Genomic DNA, 24,272 nt, shown 5'->3' with positions numbered 1-24,272 from the left:
GTGCCTACTCGACGTCGGCCAGCACAGCCTCGGCGTCCAAGGTGGCACCGACGGCCTGGATCACGGAAGCGATCTTGAACGCCTCCTGAACCGTCTCGCGGTCCACGCCCGCCTTGCGCAGCACCTGCTCGTGCGAGTCGAGGCACATGCCGCAGCCGTTGATGGCGGACACCGCGAACGACCACAGCTCGAAGTCGACCTTGTCGACGCCGGGGTTGCCGATGACGTTCATCCGCAGGCCCGCGCGCAGGGTGCCGTACTCGTGGTCGGACAGCAGATGCCGGGTGCGGTAGAAGACGTTGTTCATCGCCATCACCGCGGCGGCGGACTTGGCCGCGCCGTAAGCCTCCGGCGTGAGGTTCGCCTTCGCCTCCGGCGCCAGCTCGCGCAGCACGATCGGGGAACGCGAGGCGATCGCGGTGGCGAGCACCGTGCCCCACAGCTGCTGCGCCGGGAGGTCCGAATTGCCGATGACCGAGCCCAGGTTGAGCTTCAGGTCCTTGGCGTAGTCCGGGATGCGGGACTTCAGGGAGTCGAGGGACATGTCACTCACTCTCCGGCAAGGAGCTTGACCGGGTCCAGGGTGTCCTCGCCCTTGCTCCAGTTGCACGGGCACAGCTCGTCGGTCTGGAGGGCGTCCAGGACCCGCAGGACCTCCTTGGGGTTACGGCCGACGGAGCCGGCGGTCACCATGGAGAACTGGATCTCGTTGTTCTGGTCGACGATGAAGACGGCGCGCTTGGCGAAGCCGTCCTCGCCCTCGATGCCGAGGTCGCGCATCAGCTCGTGCTTGGAGTCGGCCATCATCGGGAACGGCAGGTCGCGCAGGTCGTCGTGGTCCTTGCGCCAGGCGTGGTGGACGAACTCCGAGTCACCGGAGAATCCCAGGACCTGGGCGTCGCGGTCGGCGAACTCCTCGTTCAGCTTGCCGAAGGCCGCGATCTCGGTCGGGCAGACGAAGGTGAAGTCCTTCGGCCACGCGAAGACGATCTTCCACTTGCCCTCGTAGGTCTTGTGGTTGATCGTCTCGAACTCCGAGCCCTTCTCCAGCGAGACGCAGGCGGTCAGTTCGAACTCGGGGAACTTGTCACCGACAGTGAGCACACGCTCTCCTTGCAGCGAGGAGACACCCGTTCGGTACAGGGGTCTCCCATGGGGTTGGACCTTACCGATCCTGGCACAACGTGCATTGATACGGGAAATAGCTACACTCGGTCGGGTTGATCGGAGGTGCCTATTGATGGCCGTGGGTAAGGGATGACGAGGGGCAGGGCATGACGAGGGGCAGGACATGACCGTGGGCAAGAGGCGGCAGCCCAGCCTCGCCCAACTGCGGGCGTTCGCCGCCGTCGCCGAGCACCTCCACTTCCGGGACGCCGCGGCCGCGATCGGTATGAGCCAGCCCGCGCTCTCGGGCGCCGTGTCCGCGCTGGAGGAGATCCTCGGGGTGACGCTCCTGGAGCGTACGACCCGTAAGGTGCTGCTCTCGCCGGCCGGCGAGCGGCTCGCCGTGCGGGCGAAGGCGGTGCTGGTGGAGGTCGGCGCGTTGATGGAGGAGGCGGAGGCCGTCCGGGCGCCGTTCACCGGTGCCCTTCGGCTCGGCGTCATCCCCACCGTCGCGCCGTATCTGCTGCCGACCGTGCTGCGGCTGGCCCACGACCGGTATCCGCACCTCGACCTCCAGGTGCACGAGGAGCAGACCGCGAGCCTGGTCGACGGCCTCACCAGGGGCCGCCTGGACCTGCTCCTGCTGGCCGTACCGCTCGGGGTGCCCGGTGTCGCCGAACTCCCGCTATTTGACGAGGACTTCGTGCTCGTCACGCCGCTCGACCACCGGCTCGGCGGTCGGGAGGGGATCGCGCGCGAGGCGCTGCGCGAGCTGAACCTGCTGCTGCTCGACGAGGGTCACTGCCTGCGCGACCAGGCCCTCGACATCTGCCGGGAGGCGGGCCGCGAGGACGCGCCGGTGACCACGACGGCTGCCGGGCTGTCCACGCTCGTGCAACTCGTCGCGGGCGGCCTGGGGGTGACCCTGCTGCCGCGCACCGCCCTCAAGCTGGAGACCACCCGCAGCAGCCAGCTCCTCACCGGCTACTTCGCCGACCCGGCCCCCACCCGCCGCGTCGCCCTCGCCATGCGGACGGGAGCGGCACGCGCCGCGGAGTACGAGGAACTGGCGTCGGCTCTGCGGGATGCGCTGCGGCCGTTGCCGGTGCGGGTGGTGGGGGCCGGGGGCTGAGTCCCCGTAACCCGGTTCCCCGGTTCCCCGGTGGCCCGGTGGCCCGGTGGCACGCGGGGTGCGCGGGGCCGTTGGGGCTGCGTCCGGCCCAGTGGTGCGGTCGGGCCGGCGAGGCCGTGGTGCGGACTTTGCCGGGCCGTGGCCGAGCCGCATGTTCCGGGGGCCGTCCTGCCCTACGCGTCGCTGATGCGGGCGGGTGCGGATGCGGCGGCTACGGGGCGAATCCTGGGCACCTGCCTGGTCCATCCTGCGCTGGTCGCGGTCGCGGTCGCGGTCGCGGTCGGTGTGGTGGCCGTGGCCGTGGTCGGGGCCGTGGTGGGGTCGACCCGTGCGACGGCGTGGCCGTCGCCCATGCGGGTTCGGGGGCCGGGATCCGAGTCCCGGCCCCCTTGATCACTCCGTGCGCAGGCCGTCCGGCCGCATCAGGCGCAGCAGCGGAGGCAGGCTGAGCAGGGTCACCGCGAGGACGACCCCGGCTCCGATGCCTGTCATCGTCAGTACGCTCGCCCAGTCCACGGTCACCGAGGTGCCGGCCATCTTCAGCAGGACGGCGCCCAGTGTCAGCCCGACGGTCGACGCCAGCACCAGGCCCAGCGCGATCGGGATCGCCGTCTGCCACAGCACCGACAGGCTCAGCGTGCGGCGCCGGGTGCCGAAGGCGACCAGGGACGACAGCAGCTTCTTGCGCTCGCGCAGCTGCTCCAGCTGGGAGACCAGCAGGCTCGCGCCGATCAGCAGCAGGACGCAGGTGGCACCGACGAACAGCCCGTTGCGGATGGAGCGGAACTCCAGGGACTCACGGTTGGCGGCCAGCGTGAACACGTCCGCCAGCGGGTCCATCCGCGCGGCGGTGTTGCGCGCGTGGTCCGCGGCGTCCGGCACCGACGAGTCCAGCGAGAGGAACACCCGCTCGACGAGGCCGGCCTCGGCTCCCTCGGGCAGTGCGCCCGGGGTGAACAGCAGGCCGCCGCGCTCGTAGCCGGTCGGATCCTCGCGCGTCGCGGCGGTCTTGACGCCGCCGGGCACCTTCCACGCCACGGTGTGGCTCGTCGATCCGCTGTAGAGCGGGTCGAAGTACAAGGTGCCGCCCGCCTTGACGAGTTCCTCCGAGCCGTCGTCGTACTCGCCGCCGACGATCCGGAAGGTGTCCCCGTCCCGGCAGGACTTCAGACGCGCCACCTCGCGCAGCTCGGCGCAGCTGCCGACGGCCACCTCCAGCGAGTTGTCGGGCTCCTTCGCCTTCTCGCCGAGTGTGCCCAGCGAGAGGGCCGATGCCCGGCGTACGCCCTCGGTCTCGCCCAACTGCCGGGCGACGTCGTTCAGCGGGACGTCGCCGTGCACGGAGATCGTCATCTGGGCGCGGTTCAGGTCGTTGCCGGTGCGCTCGGTGTAGTCGCCCTCGACGCCGGCGAACAGCATCTGCAGCGCGATCGCGCCGGCCACCGCGACCGCGATGCCGTTGACCATGCGGGCGGCCGAGCCGCTGCTCAACTGCAGCCTGCGGACCGCCAGTTGCCAGGAGACCGACCCGGAGTTCAGCCGGGCCACCACGGCCTCGACCAGCCAGGGCAGCAGTGTGGTGACGCCGACCAGCAGCAGCACGGTGCCGCCGATGACCATCCACTCGTTGAAGTTCCCGTTGTCGTTGCCCTGCCCCATCATCGGGTACAGCAGCGCGAGACCGCCCACCGGCAGCAGCAGCCGCCACCACAGCCGACGGCGCGGGGGCTTTGCGGTACGGACCACACCGAGCGGCTCGATGACGACCCCGCGCAGCGCCAACAGCGTCACCAGGACCGCCGCGGCCGGTACGGCCACCGCGACCAGCAGGGCGAGCGCGATCGACGGATTGAGGTCGCTCGGGAACACGCTGATGTCCCGCACCTTCAGCAGAGTCGCCAGGTGACGTCCCGCCAGGAAGAAGCCGGTGCCGAGGACGAGCCCGAGCAGCGCCCCGGCGAGCGCCTCGCCGCCCGCGACCCGGCGCGCCATCCGTCCGTCCGCGCCGACCAGCCTGAGCGCAGCGAGCCGACGGTCGCGGCGCTCGCCGCCGAAGCGCACGGCCGCCGCGATGAACACGCCGACGGGCAGCAGCAGTACCACGAAGATGATCATGATCAGCAGGATCAGGATCGGATCCAGCGCGTCGTCCTGCTGCGCGGCGGAGGGACCGAAGTAGTCGATCCGCTCGACGGTGCCGCCGGACATCTGGTCCTCGAGCCCCGAGCCGCCCGCGTAGTAGGCGAGTTCGGTGGGCCCGATCAGCCCGGGCTGATCGATGGTGCCGGTGACCCGGTAGGGGATGCGTTCGCGCAGCAGCTTGCCGGAGTCGGACGTCAGCAGCTTCTGCAGCGCGGGCGAGGCGATCATCTCGCCCTTCGCGGGGAACTCGTCCACGCCCGGGGGCAGCGGCGCCAGCGCCCCCTCGGGCTCCAGGAGCCGGCCCCGTACGTCGTCACCGCGGTACTCCGTGTCGGCACTGGCGATGATCAGCGTGTCGTCCGCCTTCGGCATCACCTCCCCGCTGTACGTGAAGTCGTCCCGGGCGCTACCGCGCCGGTCACGCTCGGACAGCGCGCTCGGGATCGCGGTCGTCAGCAGCAGCAACGCCACCCCGAGCCCCACCCCGACGGCCGTCAGCAGAGCCCGGACCCATCCCTCGCGTCCGCCGGCGAAGGCGAACCGGACGCCCATGCCCAGATCCTTGGCCCACTGACCCGCGGCACTCATACGACGCGCTCCATGTCCCGGGACTTGCCGTCCCGTACGACGATCTCGCGGTCGGAGTAGGCGGCGACGCGCGCTTCGTGCGTGACGAGGACGACGGCCGCGTTGGTCGAGCGGGCGGCGTCCGTCAGCAGCTCCATCACGCGCTCGCCGTTGAGGGAGTCGAGCGCGCCGGTCGGCTCGTCGGCGAACAGCACGCGCGGGTTGGTGACCAGGGCCCGGGCGACGGCGACACGCTGCCCCTGACCGCCGGAGACCTCGCCGGGCCGCTTCTTGCGCAGGTCGTCGACCTCGAGGCGCTCCATCCAGGTGAGTGCCGCCTTCTCGGCCTCCTTGCGGGAGGTTCCGTTCAGCCGCAGCGGAAGGGCGACGTTCTCGACGCAGGTCAGCTCCGGCACCAACTGCCCGAACTGGAAGACGAACCCGAACTCCGAGCGCCGCAGGGCACTGCGCTGGGCGTCGCCCATGGTGGCCAGCTCGCGGCCGTTGTAGGTGATGGATCCCGAGTCGGGCGGCACGATTCCGGCGAGGCAGTGCAGCAACGTCGACTTGCCGGAGCCGGACGGGCCCATGACGGCGACGACCTCGCCGGGGTGGATGGAGAACTCGGCGCCGTCGAGCGCGAGGGTCGGGCCGTAGGCCTTGCGCAGGTCTTGGGCCGCGAGCAGGGAACCGGGAGGAGGAGTCACTTGGTCACCACCTCGGCCAGCTTGTCGAGACGCGCGGCGGTGAGTTCCAGCCAGCGCAGGTCGGCCTCGAGGTGGAACAGGGCATGGTCGCAGATCAGCTGATCGGCGAGGTCCCCCTTCCGCTTCCGGTCGGTGAGGATCCGCATCAACCGCAGGTGCTCGGCGCGCTGGGTGTCGAGGATGTCGGCCGCGTTGCGCCGGGTGAGCAGGGCGAGGACGACCTTGGTGTAGAGGGTCGACTGGAGATACGGCTCCGGCTTCTCGGGCGTCGCGAGCCACTGCTGCACGTCGGTGATCCCGGCGTCGGTGATGGCGTACCGCTTGCGCTCGGGCCCGCCGCCGGGCTCGATCCCGTCGACCTCGACGAGCCCGTTCTTCAACAGCCGGGACATCGTCGAGTAGACCTGGCCGTAGTGCAGCGGCCGGTCGTGACCGAACTTCTCGTCAAAGGCCCGCTTCAGGTCGTAGCCGTGACGCGGGCCGGACTCCAGGAGCCCCAGGAGGGTGTGACCGATGGACATGCCCAGGACACTACACGGGGTGTATACGCCGCATGTATACGCGGAGTGTGTAGATCATGGCGGGGGGTGTGAAGGCCCAGGTGGGACGCGATTGTCACGGTTCTGCCACATGGCTAAGACGGGGCGGCAGCCCCAACGGATCCACGCCCGTCCGGCGTGCACGGGCGGGGCCGGCTCGGCCGCATTCAGTCCGTCCGGCGTGCACGGAGGTGACAGGCTCGGCCGCACCTCGTCCGCCCGGCGTGCAGGCACGAGACCGGCTTGGCCGCATCCAGCCCGTCCGGCGTGCACGGGCGGGACCGGTTCGGCCGCATCCAGCCCGTCCGGCGTTTGAGGGCGAGGCCGTTCAGGCCGATGGGGGTCTGGGGGCGGAGCCCCCAGGTGGGCGGCCGCGGCGCGCAATCGGCCCGGTCTCCTTCGGAAGCCGACCGGCGTCAGCCAAAGCCTTCCGCAGCAGGAACTCGATCTGCGCGTTGGCCGAGCGCAGCTCGTCCCCCGCCCACCGCGCCAGCGCCTCGTAGACGGACGGGTCCAGCCGCAGCAGCACCTGCTTGCGCTGCTGCGGCCGCCGCTGAGGGGCCGAACCCTCGGAAGGAACCGTCACTGGTAGAGCGTCCCGGTGTTGAGGACCGGCTGCGGGGACCTGTCGCCGCACAGCACCACCATCAGGTTCGACACCATCGCCGCCTTCCGCTCGTCGTCCAGCTCCACGATGTCCCGCTCGGAGATCCGCGCGAGCGCCGCCTCGACCATGCCGACCGCCCCGTCGACGATCTGCCGCCGCGCCGCGACGACCGCCCCGGCCTGCTGCCGCTGGAGCATCGCGGAGGCGATCTCGGGAGCGTACGCAAGATGCGTGAAGCGCGACTCGATGATCTGCACCCCGGCCGCCTCCACGCGCGCGTGCAGTTCGACGGCGAGCTTCTCGGTGATTTCCTCGGCGTTGCCGCGCAGTGAGAGGCCGCCCTCGTCATGGGCGTCGTACGGGTACTCGATGGCGATGTGCCGCACCGCCGCCTCGGTCTGGGTGGAGACGAACTCCAGGAAGTCGTCGACCTCGAAGGTGGCCTGCGCCGTGTCCTCGACCTTCCACACCACGACCGCGGCGAGCTCGATCGGGTTGCCGTAGGCGTCGTTGACCTTGAGGACGGCCGTCTCGTGATTGCGGACCCGGGTCGAGATCTTCGTGCGGGACGTGAAGGGGTTCACCCAGCGCAGCCCGTCCTCCCGGATCGTCCCGCGGTACCGCCCGAAGAGCTGGACGACCCGCGCCTCGCCCGGCGCGACCATGTTGAGCCCGCACATCGCGAGGACGGCGGCGATGGCCACCAGGATCCCGGCGATGATCAGCACCGCCTTGCCGCCGGCCCCGGCGACCGCAGTGGCGCTGACGATCAGGCCCGCGCCGACCAGGAGCCCGACGAGGCCCAGCAGCAGGGCGAGCCCGCCGCCGATGCTGTGCGCCGTGAACTCACGTACGCGTGGGGCGGGCATCTCGGGTACGTCGGCGGTGACGGATGTGGTGTCGGTAGGCATGGGTGATTCCCCCGTTTCGTTCGCATTCATCCATGAAGCCGCAGTGGCTTCGTCTAGCTTCGAACTAGCTAAGTGATATCACTTTACCCCGAGCGGGCAACCCTATGCATCCCTGAGCCGTCGGTTCCGGTGGGACAGGTGCTGATTGTCACGTCCGCAAAAGACCGGATCGACAGCTCTTTGTCACAACTTCCGGTGTTAGCTTTCTGAGCTGACCTGAGCGGCGAACCTGTGTGGCACTGGTGCACACAAGAGCGAAGCGGAGCGGAACGGACCCATGGGACGAGCGGAAGACAGACGAGCGCGTCAGCAAGGCGGGCGACGTGCCGCGCCCCGGCGCCCGTCCGGGACGCCGTCGGCCCCTGTGGGAGCCGAATCGGCCACCGTGGTGGGCCCGCCGGCCGCCCAGGGTGGCCGCGCCGCGGCCCGCCGGGCGGCCAGGAGTGCCGGCAAGGGCGGTGGCAAGGGCCGAATACGCCGGCTCTTCACCTGGAAGAAGATCCTCGGCACGTTCCTCGGTACGTGCCTGCTCGCGATCGCCGCGTTCATCGGCCTGTACCTGTACGTGGACGTCCCCACCGACAACGCAGCCGCCCAGGCCGCGCAGCGCCAGAGCAATGTCTACAAGTACAGCGACGGCAGCACCCTGGCCCGCGACGGCGACGTCAACCGCGAGATCGTGGACCTGGCCAAGGTGCCGAAGGAGGTCCAGCGCGCCTTCGTCGCGGCGGAGAACAAGTCCTTCTACAAGGACAACGGCATCGACCTCAAGGGCACGGCCCGCGGTCTGCTGAACACCGTGATGGGCAAGGGCGCGCAGGGTGGTTCGACGATCACCCAGCAGTACGTCAAGAACTACTACCTCAGCCAGGAACAGACGGTCAGCCGCAAGCTCAAGGAGATGGTCATCTCCCTGAAGGTCGACCGCCAGCTGTCCAAGGACGAGATCCTCGCCGGCTACATCAACACCAGCTACTACGGCCGCGGCGCCTACGGCATCCAGGCCGCCGCCCAGGCCTACTACCGCGTCGACGCCGAGAAGCTCAAGCCCGAACAGGGCGCGTACCTCGCCGCGTTGCTCCAGGCGCCGAGTCAGTACGACTGGGCGGTCGCGTCCGAAACCGGCAAGAAGCTGGTCACGGCCCGCTGGAACTACGTCCTGGACAACATGGTCGAGGAGGGCTGGCTCGACCGGTCCGAGCGCCAGGGCATGACGTTCCCGGAGCCGAAGGAACCCAAGCCCACAGCCGGCCTGGAGGGCCAGAAGGGCTATCTGATCGAGCTCGCCAACCAGCAGCTGATCAACCAGCTGATGAAGCAGGAGGGCATCACCCGCTCCCAGGCCGAGGCCGAGGTCGTCGACCAGGGCTGGACCATCACCCTGAACATCGACAAGAAGAAGCAGGCCGAGCTGGAGAAGGCCGCCAAGGCGCAGCTGACCAGCAAGCTGGACCCGAAGAAGCGCAAGGTCGACGGGAACGTCCAGGCCGGCGCGGTCTCCGTCGACCCCAAGACGGGGAAGGTCGTCGCCCTGTACGGCGGCGTCGACTACTTCAAGCACTACACCAGCAATGCGACCCGCACCGACTACCAGCCCGCCTCCACCTTCAAGCCGGTGATCCTGGCAGCCGCTCTCGAGGAGAGCGCCGAGACCCAGGACGGCAACCCGATCACCGCGGACACGGTCTACGACGGCACCAGCAAGCGGCCGGTCGTGGAGGACGGCAGCAAGGTCGGGTTCGCGCCCGAGAACGAGGACGACCGGGACTACGGCGACATCACCGTCCAGACGGCGATGAACAAGTCGGTCAACTCCGTCTTCGCGCAGATGGGCGTCGACGTCGGCATGAAGAACGTCATGGACGTGGCCGGCAAGCTCGGCATGGACACCACCAACGAGCAGGCCGTGCCCGCCCAGACCCTGGGCACCATGGGCGCGAGCCCGCTGCAGATGGCCGGGGTCTACGCCACCCTCGACAACCACGGCAAGAAGGTCACACCGAGCATCCTCAAGTCGGTCGAGCACAACAGCCGTGCCGTCGAGCTCCCGGACCCGATCGGCGAGCAGGTCATCAGCCCGCAGGCCGCCGACACGGTGACCTCGGTGCTGACGGGCGTGGTCGACGACGGTACGGCGCGCACGTCCGTGGCGAACAACCCCAAGCGCGACGGCCAGAAGGTCGCCGGCAAGACCGGTACGTCCGACGACAACAAGTCGGCCTGGTTCACCGGTTACACGCCCGACCTGGTCACCTCGGTGGGCCTGTTCGGCGAGGACGCCAAGACCCACGCCCAGACCAAGATGTACGGCGCGGGCGGCGAGCCGCGGGTCAACGGTGGTGGGTTCCCCGCGCAGGTCTGGTCGGCGTACATGTTCGGCGTCACGGACCCGGACGCCAGGTTCGACCTCGACACCGACCAGGGCGCGGCCGTCCAGCCGACCTGGACCCCGACTCCGACCGAGGAGCCGACGACCGAGGAGCCGACGACCGAGCCGACGACTCAGAAGCCGACGGACGAGCCGACGACGCAGGAGCCGACGCAGACGCCGACCACGGACGAGCCGACGGAGACGCCGACGACGGACGAGCCGACGGATGAGCCGACGGACGAGCCGACGGGCGACATCACCCTGGACCCGGTCAGACCCGACGACGACGAGTAGGAAGGCGCCCCGGAAGGGGCGCGGGGCTGTGTCTGACATGCGGCTCCGCCGCGCGGGCGCGATCAGCCACAACGCACCCGCGGTCGGCGAAGCGCGGTTCCCCGCCCACGGCGGTCAGCCGCGATTCAGCTCGAACCAGACAACCTTGCCGGTACTCAACCGTGTCGCCCCCCACCGCCGGGCCAGCCGGTTGACCAGGTAAAGCCCCCGGCCGCCCTCATCCGTGGCCCGAGCCTGCCGCAGCCGCGGCAACTGCGGCACGTCGTCCCCGACCTCGCAGCGCAGCACATCGGTCCGCAGCAGGCGCAACGTCACCGGTCGCGAGGCATACCGGACCGCGTTGGTCACGACCTCGCTGACCAGCAACTCGACCGAGTCGCTGAGTTCCTCCATACCCCAGCGGGCGAGGGCACGTCGGGCCAGGCGCCGGGCGCGTCCCGGGGCGGCGTCCTCCGGCTCCAGGAACCAGTACGCCACATCGCTCGGCGCGATCCCGTCGAAGCGGGCGGCGAGCAGCGCGATGTCGTCGTCGCGGTCGCCGGGGCCGAGCATGTCGAGCACCTCGTCGCACAGGGCTTCCAGCGGGGGCGGATGGTCGGGCCCGGTGAGCTGCGCGGTCGCGGCGAGCTTCTCGCGCAGCTGCTCTATGCCGGTCCACACGTCCCGCAGGCGGGACTCGACCAGGCCGTCGGTGTAGAGAAGCAGGGTCGCTCCGGCCGGTGCGTCCAGCTCCACGGCCTCGAAGTCGACACCGCCGACGCCGATCGGGGCGCCCGCCGGCACCCGCAGCACCTCCGCGCGGCCGCCCAGGTGCAGCAGAACGGGCGGCGGGTGGCCCGCGTTGGCGATGGTGATGCGGTGCGACACCGGGTCGTAGACGGCGTACAGGCAGGTCGCCATGCGGTCGGTGCCCAGGCGCTGGGCCTGTTCGTCGAGGTGGTGCAGGACCTCCTGCGGGGGCAGGTCGAGGCCGGCGAGGGTCTGGGCCGTCGTGCGCAGCTGGCCCATGATCGCGGCCGAGGTCATGGAGTGGCCCATGACGTCACCGACCACGAGGGCGACGCGGCTGCCGGGCAGCGGGATCGCGTCGTACCAGTCGCCGCCGACCCGGGCCGTCTCGGCCGCCGGGAGGTAGCGGGACGCCAGCCGTACGCCGGTCGGGCGGGGGAGCGTCTCGGGCAGCATGGTGCGCTGGAGCTCGTCGGCGATGTACGCCTCACGGCCGTACAGCACCGCCTTGTCGATGCCGAGCGCGCTGTGCGTGGCGAGCTGGGCGGCGACGAGGAGGTCGTCGGGCTCGAAGGCGAGGCGCTCCGGGCGGCGCAGGAACACCGCGGCGCCGATGACACGGCGCCGGCCGCGCAGTGGGGCGAGGATCGCGCGCTGACCGTCGGGGATGATCAACTCACCGTCGTCGCCGAGCAGTTCGGGCAGGGCGGCGCGGGCAGCGGGCGCGTCGGCGAAGACGGGACGTACGCCGCGCAGCACCTCGGCGAGCGCGCCGCCGGGCCGCACCTCGCACAGTTCGGCGGTGAGGGCGGACAGTTCCGACAGCTCGGACGGCTCCGGCTGCTGGGCCCCCGAGGGCAGGAAGCTGCCTTCGGTGTCCCGCTCCTCCGGGATCCGGTCGGTGCGGCGCAACCGCAGCACGACGGGCCCCGTGGGCCGCTCGTCGCCGACCGGGAGCGGGTCGCGCAGATAGACCAGGATCGCGTCGGAGAAGGTCGGCACGGTCGCCCGGCACAGCCCCATCACGATCTCGTCCAGGTCGATGCCGCGGGCGATCCGCCGGGTGGCGGCGCCCACGAAACGCAGCCGGTCCCCGTCCCGCCGCATCGGCGTGGGCCGACCGGGCACCACGCCCTGTCCGGTGCGCCGCTCGGCGGACGACTGCGACGGCTCGGCGCCGGGCTGCGGCGGAATGGCCTCCGGAACGGGCCGCGGCCGGTGCGTGTCGGGCTCGGCGGCGACGGAGGGCTGCGAGTGCTCGGGGCCGTTGCCGACGATGTCTGAGGGCTCCTTGCTCGGGCCGGACGGTGCGGTGGTGCCCGGCGTGGAGGGGGTCTCTCCGGTGCGCGCCTGCGCGGGTAAGGGGGTGCCTGCGCCGGCGCCGTCGCGAGGGGTGTGCGGCGGCGTGGAATGCGACGGCGTGGCGTGCGGCGTCGACTGTGTCGAGGTACGCGTGAGCGCCCCGCGGGACTCCGCGGGGTCGACGCCCGTCTCGGGGCGTTCGAAGGAGATCGGCTGCTCCGTCACGCCTTTCGAATCCATCCGTCCGGGGCTTCGCGCCGCACGTGCGGTTCGTCCCGCCGAAACTCCGATACCCGCAATACGTGCCCCAGGAACGGAATTCCCGCGTGGCCAGGGACGGTTCCTGTGCCGCCGGTGGGGCGTCTGCTCCCAGGACCGGCGTAGAAAGCCCCGCCGGCCCTGGCGGCGTTGCCCTGGTAACCCTCGCTCACGTCCTGCCGCCCCTCGGTGACGATCGGTCAAGCCCGGCGCGCACTCCGGTAGTTGCCGCCCAAGTGCGCCCTTGCGGAGGACGATCCTACGTTTGTTGCCCGGGGGCGCATCAAGGGTCTCATGAGGACATGTGCGCGGGCGTGCGATCCCAGTCCTCAGGCAAAGAAGGTACAGCCCAGGTGGGATCCGGGCGCCAGTGCTGCCAGTCGTCCGAGAACGGCGGGCCCCAGGCGCGGATCACCTCGACCGCGCCGCGCCCCGCCTCCCGCACCCGCGCGGCGAGCCGGTCGTCCACCAGCCCGTCCCGCTGGGCCTGCGCGAACTCGTCCTCGTCGCGCCAGTGCCAACTGCGGTCCGGGTGCACGGAGATGTCGAGGAAGTGGTCCTCGGAATCCACCCCGCCCGCCCAACGGGCCAGTGGCTCCTCAAGATTCACGTACCAGTTCTTGAACAGCCAGCCGGGCTCCCAGAACAACCACACCGACCACGGCTCACCGGGCCGCGCGAGCTTCAGCACCCCGGTCCCGAACCACCGGTCGCGCTGGACGGCACGCGGTTTGGTGTACCGGGTCTCCAGGGGTTCCAGGTGCACGGCCGTCCCGTCGGAGAGCACCGGCTTCACGCACTCCGTGCCCGGAGCCAGCCATACGGCGAGAATCTCGTCGTCGTCCCGTACGACGGTGACAGGGCGCGCGATGTGGAAGCGCCGGCCCGCGTTCTCCCGGTACCGCCACAGGATCTGCGTCCCGGGGGCCCAGAAGCGGGTCGACCCACCTGCTTCCACTTCCGTCGTCGTCACCGCTCCACCGTCTTCCATGGACAGATATTAGGTGCCACAGGCATACGACGCTGCGGTGTCCGTCACGGTTCACGCCCTCGTGCCAGACGGTTACGGCCGTGTCATCCGCAGGACATCGAGGGCCTCGTCCAGCTGCTCGACGGTGAGGTCACCGCGCTCCACATACCCGCTCTCCAGGACGACTTGGCGGATCGTCCTGCGCTCCGCGAGGGCCTTCTTGGCGACCTTGGCCGCCTCCTCGTACCCGATGTACTTGTTGAGCGGTGTCACGACGGAGGGCGACGACTCGGCGTACTCCAGGGCTCGTTCCCGGTGGGCGACGACGCCGTCGACGGTGCGGTCGGCCAGCAGCCGGGACGCGTTGGCCAGCAACCGGATGGATTCCAGGACGTTCTTCGCGATGACCGGAAGCATCACGTTCAGCTCGAAATTGCCCGCGGCGCCGGCGGTGGCCACGGTGGCGTCGTTGCCGACGACCTGCGCGGCGACCATGAGGACGGCCTCCGGAATGACCGGGTTGACCTTGCCCGGCATGATCGAGGACCCGGGCTGGAGGTCGGGGAGGGAGATCTCCGCGAGCCCGGTACGCGGCCCGGACGACATCCACCGCAGGTCGTTCGCGATCTTCGTCAGCCCCACCGCGATGGTCCTGAGCTGCCCGCTGGTCTCGACGATCCCGTCCCGGGCGCCCTGCGCCTCGAAGTGGTCCCGGGCCTCGGTGAGCGGCAGCCCGGTGACGCGGGCCACCTCCTCGATGACGGCGGCGGAGAAACCGGGGGGCGTGTTGATGCCGGTGCCCACGGCCGTGCCGCCGAGGGGGAGTTCGGCGAGCCGGGGGAGGGAGGCCTGCAGCCGCTCCACGCCGTACCGCACCTGGGCGGCGTAACCGCCGAACTCCTGCCCCAGCGTCACGGGCGTGGCGTCCATGAGATGGGTCCGCCCCGACTTCACGACATCCGCGAACTCCTCGGCCTTGCGCTCGAGTGACCCGGCGAGGTGCTCCAGCGCCGGGATCAGGTCGCGGGTGACGGCGGCGGTGGCGGCGATGTGGATGGAGGACGGGAAGACGTCGTTGGAGGACTGCGAGGCGTTGACGTGGTCGTTGGGGTGGACGTCCCGCCCGAGCCGCTCGGTCGCGAGGGTGGCGACGACCTCGTTGGTGTTCATGTTGGACGAGGTGCCGGACCCGGTCTGGAAGACATCGACCGGGAAGTGCTCGTCCCACCGCCCCTCGGCGACTTCCGTGGCCGCGTCCTGGATGGCCTCGGCGATGTCCTTGTCGAGCACGCCCAGTTCGGCGTTCACCTTCGCGGCGGCGCCCTTGATCCTGGCCAGGGCCTCGATATGGGCCCGTTCGATGCGCTGCCCGGAGACGGGGAAGTTCTCGACGGCACGCTGGGTCTGGGCACGCCACTTGGCGTCGGCGGGCACACGGACCTCGCCCATGGAGTCGTGCTCGATGCGGTAGTCGCTCATACCTGAGTAAGCGTGCTGGGCGGCGGGGTTGTTCCTGTGCTTGGCCCATCCGGGTTCCACCGAAGGGTTTCGCCCCCGCCGCCCCTACCCGTCCCGTACCTGGGGGCTGCCGCCCCCAGACCCCCGCTTCGGCCCTGAACGGGCCTCGTCCTCAAACGCCGGACGGGCTGGATTTCCTGGACCGGCGCTGGAAATTCAGCCCCTCCGGCGATTGAGGAGCGGGGGTCCAGGGGGCGGAGCCCCCTGGAGGACGGGAAGGGTAGGGGCGGCGGGGGCGAAGACCGATTGTGTGCCGCAGCCGCAGGGACTACGCCAGCCCAGGCCCCCGCACCGGAATCGACGTGAACGTCGGCGCGGGCGCCGGGTCCTGGAAGAAGTCGTTGCCCTTGTCGTCGACGACGATGAACGCCGGGAAGTCCTCGACCTCGATCTTCCAGACGGCCTCCATGCCGAGCTCCTCGTACTCGACGACCTCGACCTTCTTGATGCAGTCCTGGGCGAGCCGGGCGGCGGGGCCGCCGATGGAACCGAGGTAGAAGCCGCCGTGCGTGCCGCACGCGTCCGTGACCTGCTTGCTCCGGTTGCCCTTCGCGAGCATCACCTTGGAGCCGCCGGCCGCCTGGAACTGCTCGACGTAGGAGTCCATGCGCCCGGCGGTCGTGGGACCGAAGGAACCCGACGCGTAGCCCTCCGGCGTCTTGGCCGGGCCGGCGTAGTACACCGGGTGGTCCTTGAGGTACTGCGGCATCTCCTCACCCGCGTCCAGCCGCTCCTTGATCTTGGCGTGCGCGATGTCGCGGGCCACGACCAGCGGACCGGTGAGCGAGAGCCGGGTCTTGACCGGGTACTTGGTCAGCTCGGCGAGGATCTCGTCCATCGGCTGGTTCAGGTCGATCTTCACCACGTCCGAGGACTCGTCGAGGTGCTCGTCCGTGGTCTCCGGCAGGAACCGCGCCGGGTCGGTCTCCAGCTGCTCCAGGAAGACGCCCTCGGCGGTGATCTTCGCGACGGCCTGCCGGTCGGCCGAGCAGGACACGGCGATGGCGACGGGGCACGAGGCACCGTGCCGGGGCAGCCGCACCACCCGCACGTCATGGCAGAAGTACTTGCCGCCGAACTGCGCGCCGATCCCGATCTTCTGCGTCAGCTCGAAGACCTTCTCCTCCAGCTCCTTGTCCCGGAACCCGTGCCCGAGCGGCGAGCCCTCGGCCGGAATCTCGTCCAGGTAGTGCGCGGAGGCGTACTTGGCGGTCTTCAGCGCGTACTCGGCGGACGTGCCGCCGACGACGATCGCCAGGTGGTACGGCGGGCAGGCGGCCGTACCGAGCGAGCGGATCTTCTCCTCCAGGAACTTCATCATGGAGGCCTCGTTCAGGACGGCCTTCGTCTCCTGGTAGAGGAAGGACTTGTTGGCGGAGCCGCCGCCCTTCGCCATGAAGAGGAACTTGTAGGCGCCGCCGTCGGTGGCGTAAAGCTCGATCTGCGCGGGCAGGTTCGACCCGGTGTTCTTCTCCTCCCACATGGTGAGCGGAGCCATCTGCGAGTACCGCAGGTTGAGGTTCAGGTACGCGTCGTAGATGCCCCGGCTGAGGGCCTCCTCGTCGGCGCCCTCGGTGAGCACGTTCTGTCCGCGTTTGCCCATCACGATCGCCGTGCCGGTGTCCTGGCACATGGGCAGCACGCCGGCGGCCGCGATGTTGGCGTTCTTCAGCAGGTCCAGCGCCACGAACTTGTCGTTGCTCGACGCCTCGGGGTCGTCGATGATGCGCCGCAGCTGCGCGAGGTGCGCGGGCCGCAGATAGTGCTGGATGTCGTGGATGGCCTCCTCGGCCAGCTTGCGCAGCGCCCCGGGCTCCACCTTGAGGAACGTCCGCCCGTCGGCCTCGAAGGTGGAGACACCCTCGGAGGTCACCAGCCGGTAGGGGGTGGTGTCCTCTCCCATGGGGAGCAGATCGGTGTACGCGAACTCAGGCATCTCGCCCATTCCTCACTCGACAGACAGCGGCTGGCCTCCATTGGCAGCGTCCACCAGCGTAGAACCTGCCTTCGGCAGCGAGCTTGTGAGGTAAGGCTCAGTTCGATGTCCGGTGATCGGCCCGAACGGGGTCTATCGCGATCTATCGTGTTTGGGTACGCTGCTGCCGTGGACCTTCAGAAGCAGACCGCACCCGCTGCCGCGACCGAGCTCCGTGCCTCCGACGCGGACCGCGACCGGATCGCCGACATCCTGCGCGACGCCCTGGCCGAGGGCCGCCTCACCGCCGACGAGCACGCCGAGCGCGTGGAGGGCGTGCTGGCCGCCAAGACGGTCGGCGAACTGGACGTCTTCATACGGGACCTGCCCGCCGCCCATCAGCGCCGCGGACCCCATGTGCCCGCCCCTGGCCGCCCCGCCCCGGGCGCGATCCCGGCCGAGCCCGACGACAACGTGGTCGCGGTGTTCAGCAGCGCCGTCCGCAAGGGCCGCTGGCGCCCGGGCCGCCGTATCCACGCCTACGCGATCTTCGGCAGCGTGGAGATAGACCTCAGCGAGGCGCTCTTCGAGTACCAGCAGGTGATGATCCGGGCGATCTCGGTCTTCGGCAACGTCGAGGTCCGCGTCCCTGAGAATGTCTCGCTGCGCGGCACCGGCGGCGGCGTCCTCGGCAACTTCGAGGTGGACCACCTCGACGCGGAGGACCCGCATGCCCCGGTCGTCCATGTCGACGGCTGGGCCGTGCTCGGCAACATCGAGGGCAGGCCGAAGCGGGGCAAGCTCGTCGCGGACATACTCGACCGCGTCCAGCGCAAGGTCGACAAGGGTTTGCGCAAGCATCTGGATCGTTGACGGTTGTGAAGCGGACCGGCTCCTTCCTGGCTGTGCGGCCCTTCCGGGTGCCGCACAGCGGCGCGCAGGACCCCCCGAAATCCAGCGGTTCGGAACTGACTGCATAGGCGCGCGTACAGCGGGTAGACCTTGCTGCATCGTCTCTCGCTCGCGAAGCCGTCGTCAGGAGTAGACCGTGCTGCAACCGCCGCATTCGTCCCTGCAGGTAGCTGCCGTTCCGGCCCAGCGGGTGCCAGCGCGAGACAGGGATCAAGACGCCCCATGGCATACGGAGGCCGTGTGCCGGCGTGACGAGGCCGGCCTCTTCTTCGCCCCCTCCAAGGAGCCCACCGCGGCCCGCCTCTCCCGTGAAGAGGCCGCCAAGCGGGTCTGTGCGCGCTGCCCGGTCATGGTGGAGTGCCGCGAACACGCCCTGCTCCAGCCCGAGCCGTACGGCGTCTGGGGCGGCCTGACGGCAGCCGAACGCCGAGTGGTCCTGGCGAGGCGCCGCCGCCGCGAAATGGACCTGAAGAAGACGGCGAGGACGACCGATCGCATAGCGCAGGCGGGCTGACAAGCAGCAAGAGAAGGGCGCCCCCTCCGCACCGGGGGCGCCCTTCTGACTTGGGGGAGCAGATCAACCCAAGGGGCGCGGGGAACTGCGCGACGAGCCGTGAACAGCCCGCAGTCGCCGACAATCCGCAGGTGCCGAGCTCTTGGGTGCTACCGACTACTTCGCGCGGTCGAAGTCGATCGCGCTGTAAGCCCGCAGCTTGCTGAGCCGGTGCTCGGAATCGATCCGCCGCACCGTCCCCGACTTCGACCGCATGACGATCGAGTCCGTCGTCGCGTTCTGCGACCGGTAGCGCACACCCCGCAGCAGCTCACCGTCGGTGATCCCGGTGGCGACGAAGAACACGTTGTCCCCGGCGACCAGGTCGTCGGTCATCAGGACCCGGTCCAGGTCGTGCCCGGCGTCGATCGCCCGCTGCCGCTCCTCGTCGTCCTTCGGCCACAGCTTGCCCTGGATGGTCCCGCCCAGACACTTCACCGCACAGGCCGAGATGATCCCCTCGGGCGTACCGCCGATACCGAGCAGCATGTCGACGCCGGTGCCCTCACGAAGGGCGTAGATCGACCCCGCGACATCGCCGTCGGAGATCAGCTTGATGCGCGCACCGGCATCCCGGATCTCCTTGATGATGCCCTCGTGCCGGGGCCGGTCGAGGATGACGACGGTGACGTCCTCGGGCGTGGACCGCTTGGCCTTGGCGACCCGGCGGATGTTCACGGACACGGGGGCGTCGATGTCCACGAAGTCGGCGGCCTCGGGGCCGGTGACCAGCTTGTCCATGTAGAAGACGGCGGACGGGTCGAACATGGACCCCCGGTCCGCCGCGGCGAGCACGGAGATCGCGTTGGGCATGCCCTTCGCGGTCAGCGTGGTCCCGTCGATCGGGTCGACGGCGATGTCGACCTCGGCCCCGGTTCCGTCGCCGACCCGCTCCCCGTTGAAGAGCATCGGCGCCTCGTCCTTCTCACCCTCGCCGATGACGACGACGCCGTTCATCGACACGGTGTGGACGAGGGTCCGCATGGCGCGCACCGCGGCGCCGTCGGCGCCGTTCTTGTCGCCCCGCCCGACCCAACGGCCCGCGGCCATCGCCGCTGCCTCGGTCACACGGACCAGTTCCAGGGCGAGGTTGCGGTCGGGGGCTTCGCTGGGTACTTCGAGCTCGGACGGCAGATGATGATGATTCTCGGTCATCGAGGCGCACCTTTCTGATACGACGACGGCCGGATGAGGGTGACCGCCCTGACTCTATCCTCGGGCGCGCAGAATGAGCAGGGGGCCCCACGGATGAGCAGCCGGGGCACCTGCGACGATAGGGGCGTGGCAGGTTCGAACGGCAAGCAGAAGTCGGTCCGCAACATGGTCCTCTCGCTCGGAGTGACCGTGCTCGCGGCGGGAGTCATCTATCTCTTCGTCCCCCATGACGACGGCGAGCCCGACCTCCCGCGGGTGGACTACCGCGTCGAGCTGCTCACCGCCCGCCGAGCGGCGTCGTACCCGGTGGTCGCGCCCCAGGGTCTGCCCGACACCTGGAAGGCGACGTCCGTGCGCTTCAAGGGCGACGACTTCGACGCCTGGCATCTCGGCTTCCACCTCTCCGGTGGGCAGTACGTACAGGTCGAGCAGTCGACCGAGAAGCCGGCGACGTTCCTGGAGGAGGCCACCCAGGGCGGGCAGGCGACGAAGGACACCGAGGAGATCGGCGACCGGACGTGGACGCGGTACACGGGCGGCCGGTACGAGGCGCTGGTGCACCAGGACGAGGGCGCGACGACCGTGGTGGCGGGCACGGGCTCGTTCGAGCAGCTGACGCAGATGGCGAAGGCCCTGAAGGCGGAGTGACCGCACAGCCGCCGTGACCGCGCAGCCGCGGTGACCACCTGGGCATGACGAAGGCCCCCGGCGTCGCGGCCGGGGGCCTTCGTCATGCGCGCTTGGTTCAAGCGGCGGCCGGTCGGGGTCAGACCGTCGTGATGACCTGGTCGTACTCCAGGCGCGGCGAGCGCGGGTACCAGGCGTCGGGGCCCGGCTTGCCGATGTTCACGACCATCAGCGGGGTGTGGTCGTCGTCCAGGAACTCCTTGCGGACGCCCTCGAAGTCGAAGCCGGTCATCGGGCCGGCGGCCAGACCGGCGGCGCGGACGCCGACGATGAAGTACGCGGCCTGCAGGGCGGCGTTCAGTCCGGCGGCGTTCTCGCGGGCCGGGCGCTCGCTGAAGAAGACGTCCTTGGCCTGCGGGAACGCCGGGAAGAGAGCCGGCAGCTCCTCGTGGAACTCGTTGTCCGCGGACAGGATCGCGACCAGCGGGGCGGCGGCGGTCTTGGGCTGGTTGCCCTCGGCCATGTGCTGCACCAGACGCTCACGGGCCTCGGCGGAGCGGACCAGGGTGATGCGCAGCGGGGTCTGGTTGAAGGCGGTGGGGCCGTACTTGACCAGGTCGTAGATGGCCTGGACCTGCTCCTCGGTCACCGGCTCGTCGGTGAAGGTGTTCGCGGTGCGGGCCTCGCGGAACAGCAGGTCCTGGGCGGCGGGGTCAAGAACGAGAGACATGCGTGAACCTTCTCGGGTAGTGCGGGCGTCGTACGCTAAACGGACCGGGGACCGGTTACGCGACCGACAGTACGCGAGATAAGTTCAAGCTTCAACAAATGGCGGGGCCTGGTGATCCGCTTCACAGCCCCGCTCATGCGTTATCGGTCGTCCGAGCCGCCCGCCCCGTCGCCGCTGCTCTCCTGCTCGGCCTCGGCCTCCTCGGCGAGGGCCGCGTCCAGCCGGGCCCGCGCCCCGTCCAGCCAGCGCCGGCACACCTTGGCCAGCTCCTCGCCGCGCTCCCAGAGCGCGAGGGACTCCTCCAGCGTCGTACCGCCCGCCTCCAGCCGCCGTACGACCTCGATCAGCTCGTCCCGGGCCTGCTCGTACCCGAGTGCTTCTTCCACCTTGCTGGTCATTCGCCCACCCTATGCATCGGTCCGTGCGTCGCTTCGTGCGTCGCTTCCTGCGTCGACCCGTACGGAGAACTCGCCCTCGGCGACCCGCGCACGCAGCACCTCGTCCGCCGTCACCTCGTCCGGGTCCCGGACCACATGCCCGTCGGCCTTCTGCAGCACCGCATACCCGCGCTTCAGGGTCGCGGCGGGCGAGAGGGCCACCACGCGCGCGTGCGTGTGCGTCAGCTCGGAGGCGGCGCGGTCGAGGAGGTGGCCGAGGCAGCGGCGGCTCCGGTCGAGGAGCGAGGCGACGTGATCGGCGCGCTCGTCGATCATCCGGTGCGGATCCTCTATCGAGGGCCGCGCGAGCGCATGCGCGAGCCCCCGCTCCTCGCGCTCCACGAGCCCCTCGACACAGCGCCGGGCCCGGTCGCGCAGCATCCGCACCCGCTCGTACTCCTCACCCACGTCCGGTACGACCTTCTTGGCCGCATCGGTGGGGGTGGAGGCGCGCAGGTCGGCGACGTAGTCCAGGAGGGGGTTGTCGGGCTCGTGCCCGATGGCGGAGACGACCGGCGTCCGGCACGAGGCGACCGCCCGCACCAGTTGCTCGTCGGAGAAGGGCAGCAGGTCCTCGACGCTGCCACCGCCCCGGGCGACGACGATCACATCCACGTCGTCGATCGCGTCTAGATCCTTGACCGCCTGCACGACCTGCGGCACGGCGTGCACGCCCTGCACGGGGACGTTGCGCACCTCGAAGCGGACCGCGGGCCAGCGGTGGCGGGCGTTCTCCAGCACGTCCCGCTCGGCCGCGGAGGCCCGGCCGCAGACCAGGCCGATCAGCTGGGGGAGGAAGGGCAGCGGCTTCTTGCGCTCCGGCGCGAAGAGGCCCTCCGCGGCGAGGGACTTCTTCAGCATCTCCAACCGGGCGAGGAGCTCGCCGACGCCCACGGGCTTTATCTCCGTGGCGCGCAGGGAGAGCTGGCCACGCGGGGTGTACCACTCCGGCTTGGCGAGTACGACGACGCGGGCGCCCTCGCTCACCACGTCGGCGACGGAGTCGAACACCTGCCGGTACGCCGTCACGCTCACGGAGATGTCGTACGACGGGTCCCGCAACGTCAGGAACACGACGCCGGCGCCGGGGCGACGCGACAGCTGGGTGATCTGGCCCTCGACCCAGATCGCCCCGAGCCGGTCGATCCAGCCCCCGATGAGCCGGGACACCTCGCCGACGGGCAGGGGGGACTCGGGGGTTGTGTTCACAGCCATGCGCCGAGCGTAACGGGGAGGGCTGACAACGCGGCCCAGCCGGTGAATCCAGCGCCTGCGGCGTTTGAGGAGCGGGGGTCCAGGGGGCCTCGCCCCCCGGCGGGGTCGAAGGGGCGGAGCCCCGTCAAGGACGGGACGGGTAGGGGCGGCGGGAGCGAAGAACCAGCACCGCAATCCCCACCCCCAGCCAAACGGCCCCCACCACCTGCGCAACTCCCGCCGCCTCCACGATCACCGCGACCGTGATCGCCGCCCCCACCACCGGCACCACCCCATGCCGCCACCAGCTCACCGACCCCTCGCTCCCACCCCGGCCCCCGCGCCGCACCACGAACCACCCCACGACGCTCGCGTGCAGCAACGTGAACGCCGTCAGCGCCCCGACGTTGACCACCGACGCCAAGTGATCCAACCCGTCGTCCCGCCGGGCCGCCCACACGGCAGCGACCAGCGTGACGACGCCCGCGCACAGCAGAGCGACCCGCGGGACCCCGGAGTCCGTCCTGGACAGCACCCGCGGCAGCCCCCGCGCCCGCCCCATCGCGAACAGCAACCGCCCCGCCGCAGCCTGCCCTGCCAGCGCGGCGAACGCCGCGCCGATCGCCTTGCTCACGGCCACCAGATCGTGCAGCCACGTCCCCACCGACGCGTCCACGGCGTCGTAGAACGCGGCCCCCTGCCTCTCCGGCTCGGCCGCCAGCCGGGCGGACGACACCGGTTCCAGCAGTGCCACCAGATACGTCTGCGCGATGAACAGCACGCCGGCCAGCGCGAGGCAGAGGAGCACCGCCCTGGCCACCTTCTGCGACCCCCCGGTCACCTCCTCCGCGAAGGAGACGATCGCGTCGAAGCCCAGATACGACAGCACCGCGATCGACACCGCCCCGATCACCGCCGCCACCTCGAACGAACCCTGGGTGCCGTCCCCCGACAGCGGCGACAGCCACCCCCGCTCCGCCCCGTCCCGCGCGAGCACGACCACCGCGGCCGCCACGAACACCAGCAGGACCACGATCTCCATGGCGAGCACCAGGAAGCCGACCCGGGCCGCCACCCGCACACCCCACAGGTTCAGCAGGGTCGTGATCACCACGGCCAGCGCGGTCCACACCCACCGCGACACATCCGGCACCAGCGCGTTCATCGCGATACCGGAGAAGAGGTAGGCGACGGCGGGGATCAGGAGGTAGTCCAGCATCGCCATCCAGCCGGCGACGAACCCGGCCCGCTCACCGAGCCCCACGCGCGCGTACGCGAACACCGACCCCGCCTGGGGGACCACCCGCACCATCTGCGCGTAGCTGAAGGCGGTGAACGCCATGGCGACCGTCGCGACGACGTACACCAGCGCGACCGCCCCGTGCGATCGCGCGTCCAGCGTGCCGAACACGCCGACGGGAGCCATCGGCGCGATGAACAGCAGCCCGTAGACGACCAGGTCACGGAAGCCCAGACTCCTGCGCAGCTCGTGTCCTTCGTCGGACGTACGTTCCGCCGTTCCGGTCCCGGACATCACGCCTCCGCCACTGCCTCGTCCGTCGCTCCGTTTCCCACCCCTCACAGCCAACGGTCAG

Annotated in this window: 22 protein-coding genes; 6 read left to right on the top strand and 16 right to left on the bottom strand. The window is 70.3% G+C overall.

Features of this window, described 5'->3' with window-relative positions; all coding sequences use genetic code 11:
* Positions 1-4: 4 nt before the first annotated feature.
* Both ACFY5C_RS34705 and ACFY5C_RS34700 read right to left on the bottom strand, forming a co-directional pair.
* On the bottom strand, positions 5-544 hold the full coding sequence (locus ACFY5C_RS34705; protein WP_389452171.1) for an alkyl hydroperoxide reductase: 540 nt from the start codon (positions 542-544) through the stop codon (positions 5-7).
* A 5-nt stretch (positions 545-549) separates the two neighbouring features.
* A complete protein-coding gene (locus ACFY5C_RS34700; protein WP_370264283.1) occupies positions 550-1,104 on the bottom strand; it encodes a peroxiredoxin in 555 nt (184 codons plus the stop codon).
* A 187-nt stretch (positions 1,105-1,291) separates the two neighbouring features.
* On the opposite strand from ACFY5C_RS34700, the gene ACFY5C_RS34695 reads away from it, so the two are divergent.
* Together ACFY5C_RS34695 and ACFY5C_RS34690 are read left to right on the top strand one after the other, a co-directional pair.
* Positions 1,292-2,239: a LysR substrate-binding domain-containing protein gene (locus tag ACFY5C_RS34695; RefSeq protein WP_389452168.1), complete on the top strand. Its 948-nt coding sequence runs from the start codon at positions 1,292-1,294 to the stop codon at positions 2,237-2,239.
* 138 nt (positions 2,240-2,377) lie between these two features.
* On the top strand, positions 2,378-2,632 hold the full coding sequence (locus tag ACFY5C_RS34690) for a hypothetical protein (protein ID WP_389452165.1): 255 nt from the start codon (positions 2,378-2,380) through the stop codon (positions 2,630-2,632).
* Here ACFY5C_RS34690 and ACFY5C_RS34685 read toward each other — a convergent pair whose 3' ends face one another.
* From ACFY5C_RS34685 to ACFY5C_RS34665, 5 genes are all read right to left on the bottom strand, one after another.
* Positions 2,633-4,969 carry an ABC transporter permease gene (locus ACFY5C_RS34685; RefSeq protein WP_389452163.1) on the bottom strand — a complete coding sequence of 779 codons (2,337 nt, stop codon included), beginning with the start codon at positions 4,967-4,969 and terminating at the stop codon, positions 2,633-2,635.
* A complete protein-coding gene (locus ACFY5C_RS34680; RefSeq protein ID WP_389452160.1) occupies positions 4,966-5,655 on the bottom strand; it encodes an ABC transporter ATP-binding protein in 690 nt (229 codons plus the stop codon). The genes ACFY5C_RS34685 and ACFY5C_RS34680 overlap by 4 nt, the downstream gene beginning before the upstream one ends.
* Positions 5,652-6,176 carry a PadR family transcriptional regulator gene (locus tag ACFY5C_RS34675; RefSeq protein WP_389452157.1) on the bottom strand — a complete coding sequence of 175 codons (525 nt, stop codon included), beginning with the start codon at positions 6,174-6,176 and terminating at the stop codon, positions 5,652-5,654. Before ACFY5C_RS34675 ends, ACFY5C_RS34680 begins: the two co-directional genes overlap by 4 nt.
* 346 nt (positions 6,177-6,522) lie before the next feature.
* Positions 6,523-6,780: a hypothetical protein gene (locus ACFY5C_RS34670; RefSeq protein ID WP_389452154.1), complete on the bottom strand. Its 258-nt coding sequence runs from the start codon at positions 6,778-6,780 to the stop codon at positions 6,523-6,525.
* On the bottom strand, positions 6,777-7,712 hold the full coding sequence (locus tag ACFY5C_RS34665; protein WP_389452152.1) for an SPFH domain-containing protein: 936 nt from the start codon (positions 7,710-7,712) through the stop codon (positions 6,777-6,779). Before ACFY5C_RS34665 ends, ACFY5C_RS34670 begins: the two co-directional genes overlap by 4 nt.
* 277 nt (positions 7,713-7,989) lie before the next feature.
* Between ACFY5C_RS34665 and ACFY5C_RS34660 the strand changes: the two genes are divergently transcribed.
* The gene (locus tag ACFY5C_RS34660; protein ID WP_389452150.1) at positions 7,990-10,377 is read left to right on the top strand and encodes a transglycosylase domain-containing protein; all 2,388 of its coding nucleotides are present in this window, start codon (positions 7,990-7,992) and stop codon (positions 10,375-10,377) included.
* A 114-nt stretch (positions 10,378-10,491) separates the two neighbouring features.
* On the opposite strand, the gene ACFY5C_RS34655 is transcribed toward ACFY5C_RS34660, so the two are convergent.
* The 4 genes from ACFY5C_RS34655 to ACFY5C_RS34640 all read right to left on the bottom strand — a co-directional run bounded on the left by ACFY5C_RS34655 (position 10,492) and on the right by ACFY5C_RS34640 (position 17,099).
* Entirely contained in the window at positions 10,492-12,648 is a 2,157-nt protein-coding gene (locus ACFY5C_RS34655) for a SpoIIE family protein phosphatase (protein ID WP_389452147.1), read from the bottom strand.
* A gap of 310 nt (positions 12,649-12,958) precedes the next feature.
* Entirely contained in the window at positions 12,959-13,657 is a 699-nt protein-coding gene (locus ACFY5C_RS34650; RefSeq protein WP_389452144.1) for a DUF402 domain-containing protein, read from the bottom strand.
* A gap of 72 nt (positions 13,658-13,729) precedes the next feature.
* Positions 13,730-15,115 (bottom strand): class II fumarate hydratase, encoded by a 1,386-nt coding sequence (locus tag ACFY5C_RS34645; RefSeq protein WP_389452142.1) that lies wholly within the window; start codon positions 15,113-15,115, stop codon positions 13,730-13,732.
* Between the two features lie 307 nt (positions 15,116-15,422).
* Complete coding sequence (locus ACFY5C_RS34640) at positions 15,423-17,099, bottom strand: fumarate hydratase (RefSeq protein ID WP_389452139.1); 1,677 nt, start codon at positions 17,097-17,099, stop codon at positions 15,423-15,425.
* 159 nt (positions 17,100-17,258) lie between these two features.
* Between ACFY5C_RS34640 and ACFY5C_RS34635 the strand changes: the two genes are divergently transcribed.
* Entirely contained in the window at positions 17,259-17,942 is a 684-nt protein-coding gene (locus ACFY5C_RS34635) for a DUF1707 domain-containing protein (protein ID WP_389452136.1), read from the top strand.
* Between the two features lie 175 nt (positions 17,943-18,117).
* On the top strand, positions 18,118-18,495 hold the full coding sequence (locus tag ACFY5C_RS34630; protein WP_389452133.1) for a WhiB family transcriptional regulator: 378 nt from the start codon (positions 18,118-18,120) through the stop codon (positions 18,493-18,495).
* Between the two features lie 156 nt (positions 18,496-18,651).
* Here ACFY5C_RS34630 and glpX read toward each other — a convergent pair whose 3' ends face one another.
* A complete protein-coding gene (gene glpX, locus ACFY5C_RS34625; protein ID WP_389452130.1) occupies positions 18,652-19,689 on the bottom strand; it encodes a class II fructose-bisphosphatase in 1,038 nt (345 codons plus the stop codon).
* Between the two features lie 126 nt (positions 19,690-19,815).
* Here glpX and ACFY5C_RS34620 point away from each other — a divergent pair, with 126 nt between their 5' ends.
* A complete protein-coding gene (locus ACFY5C_RS34620; protein WP_389452127.1) occupies positions 19,816-20,337 on the top strand; it encodes a DUF4245 domain-containing protein in 522 nt (173 codons plus the stop codon).
* 118 nt (positions 20,338-20,455) lie between these two features.
* On the opposite strand, the gene ACFY5C_RS34615 is transcribed toward ACFY5C_RS34620, so the two are convergent.
* The 4 genes from ACFY5C_RS34615 to ACFY5C_RS34600 all read right to left on the bottom strand — a co-directional run bounded on the left by ACFY5C_RS34615 (position 20,456) and on the right by ACFY5C_RS34600 (position 24,211).
* Positions 20,456-21,046: a malonic semialdehyde reductase gene (locus ACFY5C_RS34615; RefSeq protein WP_389452125.1), complete on the bottom strand. Its 591-nt coding sequence runs from the start codon at positions 21,044-21,046 to the stop codon at positions 20,456-20,458.
* Positions 21,047-21,186: 140 nt separating this feature from the next.
* A complete protein-coding gene (locus ACFY5C_RS34610) occupies positions 21,187-21,444 on the bottom strand; it encodes an exodeoxyribonuclease VII small subunit (RefSeq protein WP_389452122.1) in 258 nt (85 codons plus the stop codon).
* A 9-nt stretch (positions 21,445-21,453) separates the two neighbouring features.
* Positions 21,454-22,698: an exodeoxyribonuclease VII large subunit gene (xseA, locus tag ACFY5C_RS34605; protein WP_389452119.1), complete on the bottom strand. Its 1,245-nt coding sequence runs from the start codon at positions 22,696-22,698 to the stop codon at positions 21,454-21,456.
* Between the two features lie 124 nt (positions 22,699-22,822).
* Positions 22,823-24,211, bottom strand: a complete 1,389-nt coding sequence (locus tag ACFY5C_RS34600) for an APC family permease (protein WP_389452116.1) — start codon at positions 24,209-24,211, stop codon at positions 22,823-22,825.
* Positions 24,212-24,272 lie beyond the last annotated feature (61 nt).

Source organism: Streptomyces sp. NPDC012935, assembly GCF_042900345.1.
Lineage (GTDB): Bacteria > Actinomycetota > Actinomycetes > Streptomycetales > Streptomycetaceae > Streptomyces.
This window is presented reverse-complemented; position numbering and strand designations above follow the sequence as displayed.

What these genes read in the sequence shown, in the direction of transcription:
- glpX (WP_389452130.1), bottom strand. Translation starts at nt 19,689, where the DNA reads ATGACCGAGAATCATCATCATCTGCCGTCCGAGCTCGAAGTACCCAGC.
- ACFY5C_RS34610 (WP_389452122.1), bottom strand. Translation starts at nt 21,444, where the DNA reads ATGACCAGCAAGGTGGAAGAAGCACTCGGGTACGAGCAGGCCCGGGAC.
- ACFY5C_RS34695 (WP_389452168.1), top strand. Translation starts at nt 1,292, where the DNA reads ATGACCGTGGGCAAGAGGCGGCAGCCCAGCCTCGCCCAACTGCGGGCG.
- ACFY5C_RS34615 (WP_389452125.1), bottom strand. Translation starts at nt 21,046, where the DNA reads ATGTCTCTCGTTCTTGACCCCGCCGCCCAGGACCTGCTGTTCCGCGAG.
- ACFY5C_RS34665 (WP_389452152.1), bottom strand. Translation starts at nt 7,712, where the DNA reads ATGCCTACCGACACCACATCCGTCACCGCCGACGTACCCGAGATGCCC.
- ACFY5C_RS34645 (WP_389452142.1), bottom strand. Translation starts at nt 15,115, where the DNA reads ATGAGCGACTACCGCATCGAGCACGACTCCATGGGCGAGGTCCGTGTG.
- ACFY5C_RS34600 (WP_389452116.1), bottom strand. Translation starts at nt 24,211, where the DNA reads ATGTCCGGGACCGGAACGGCGGAACGTACGTCCGACGAAGGACACGAG.
- ACFY5C_RS34650 (WP_389452144.1), bottom strand. Translation starts at nt 13,657, where the DNA reads ATGGAAGACGGTGGAGCGGTGACGACGACGGAAGTGGAAGCAGGTGGG.
- ACFY5C_RS34675 (WP_389452157.1), bottom strand. Translation starts at nt 6,176, where the DNA reads ATGTCCATCGGTCACACCCTCCTGGGGCTCCTGGAGTCCGGCCCGCGT.
- ACFY5C_RS34705 (WP_389452171.1), bottom strand. Translation starts at nt 544, where the DNA reads ATGTCCCTCGACTCCCTGAAGTCCCGCATCCCGGACTACGCCAAGGAC.
- ACFY5C_RS34640 (WP_389452139.1), bottom strand. Translation starts at nt 17,099, where the DNA reads ATGGGCGAGATGCCTGAGTTCGCGTACACCGATCTGCTCCCCATGGGA.
- xseA (WP_389452119.1), bottom strand. Translation starts at nt 22,698, where the DNA reads ATGGCTGTGAACACAACCCCCGAGTCCCCCCTGCCCGTCGGCGAGGTG.
- ACFY5C_RS34685 (WP_389452163.1), bottom strand. Translation starts at nt 4,969, where the DNA reads ATGAGTGCCGCGGGTCAGTGGGCCAAGGATCTGGGCATGGGCGTCCGG.
- ACFY5C_RS34660 (WP_389452150.1), top strand. Translation starts at nt 7,990, where the DNA reads ATGGGACGAGCGGAAGACAGACGAGCGCGTCAGCAAGGCGGGCGACGT.
- ACFY5C_RS34655 (WP_389452147.1), bottom strand. Translation starts at nt 12,648, where the DNA reads ATGGATTCGAAAGGCGTGACGGAGCAGCCGATCTCCTTCGAACGCCCC.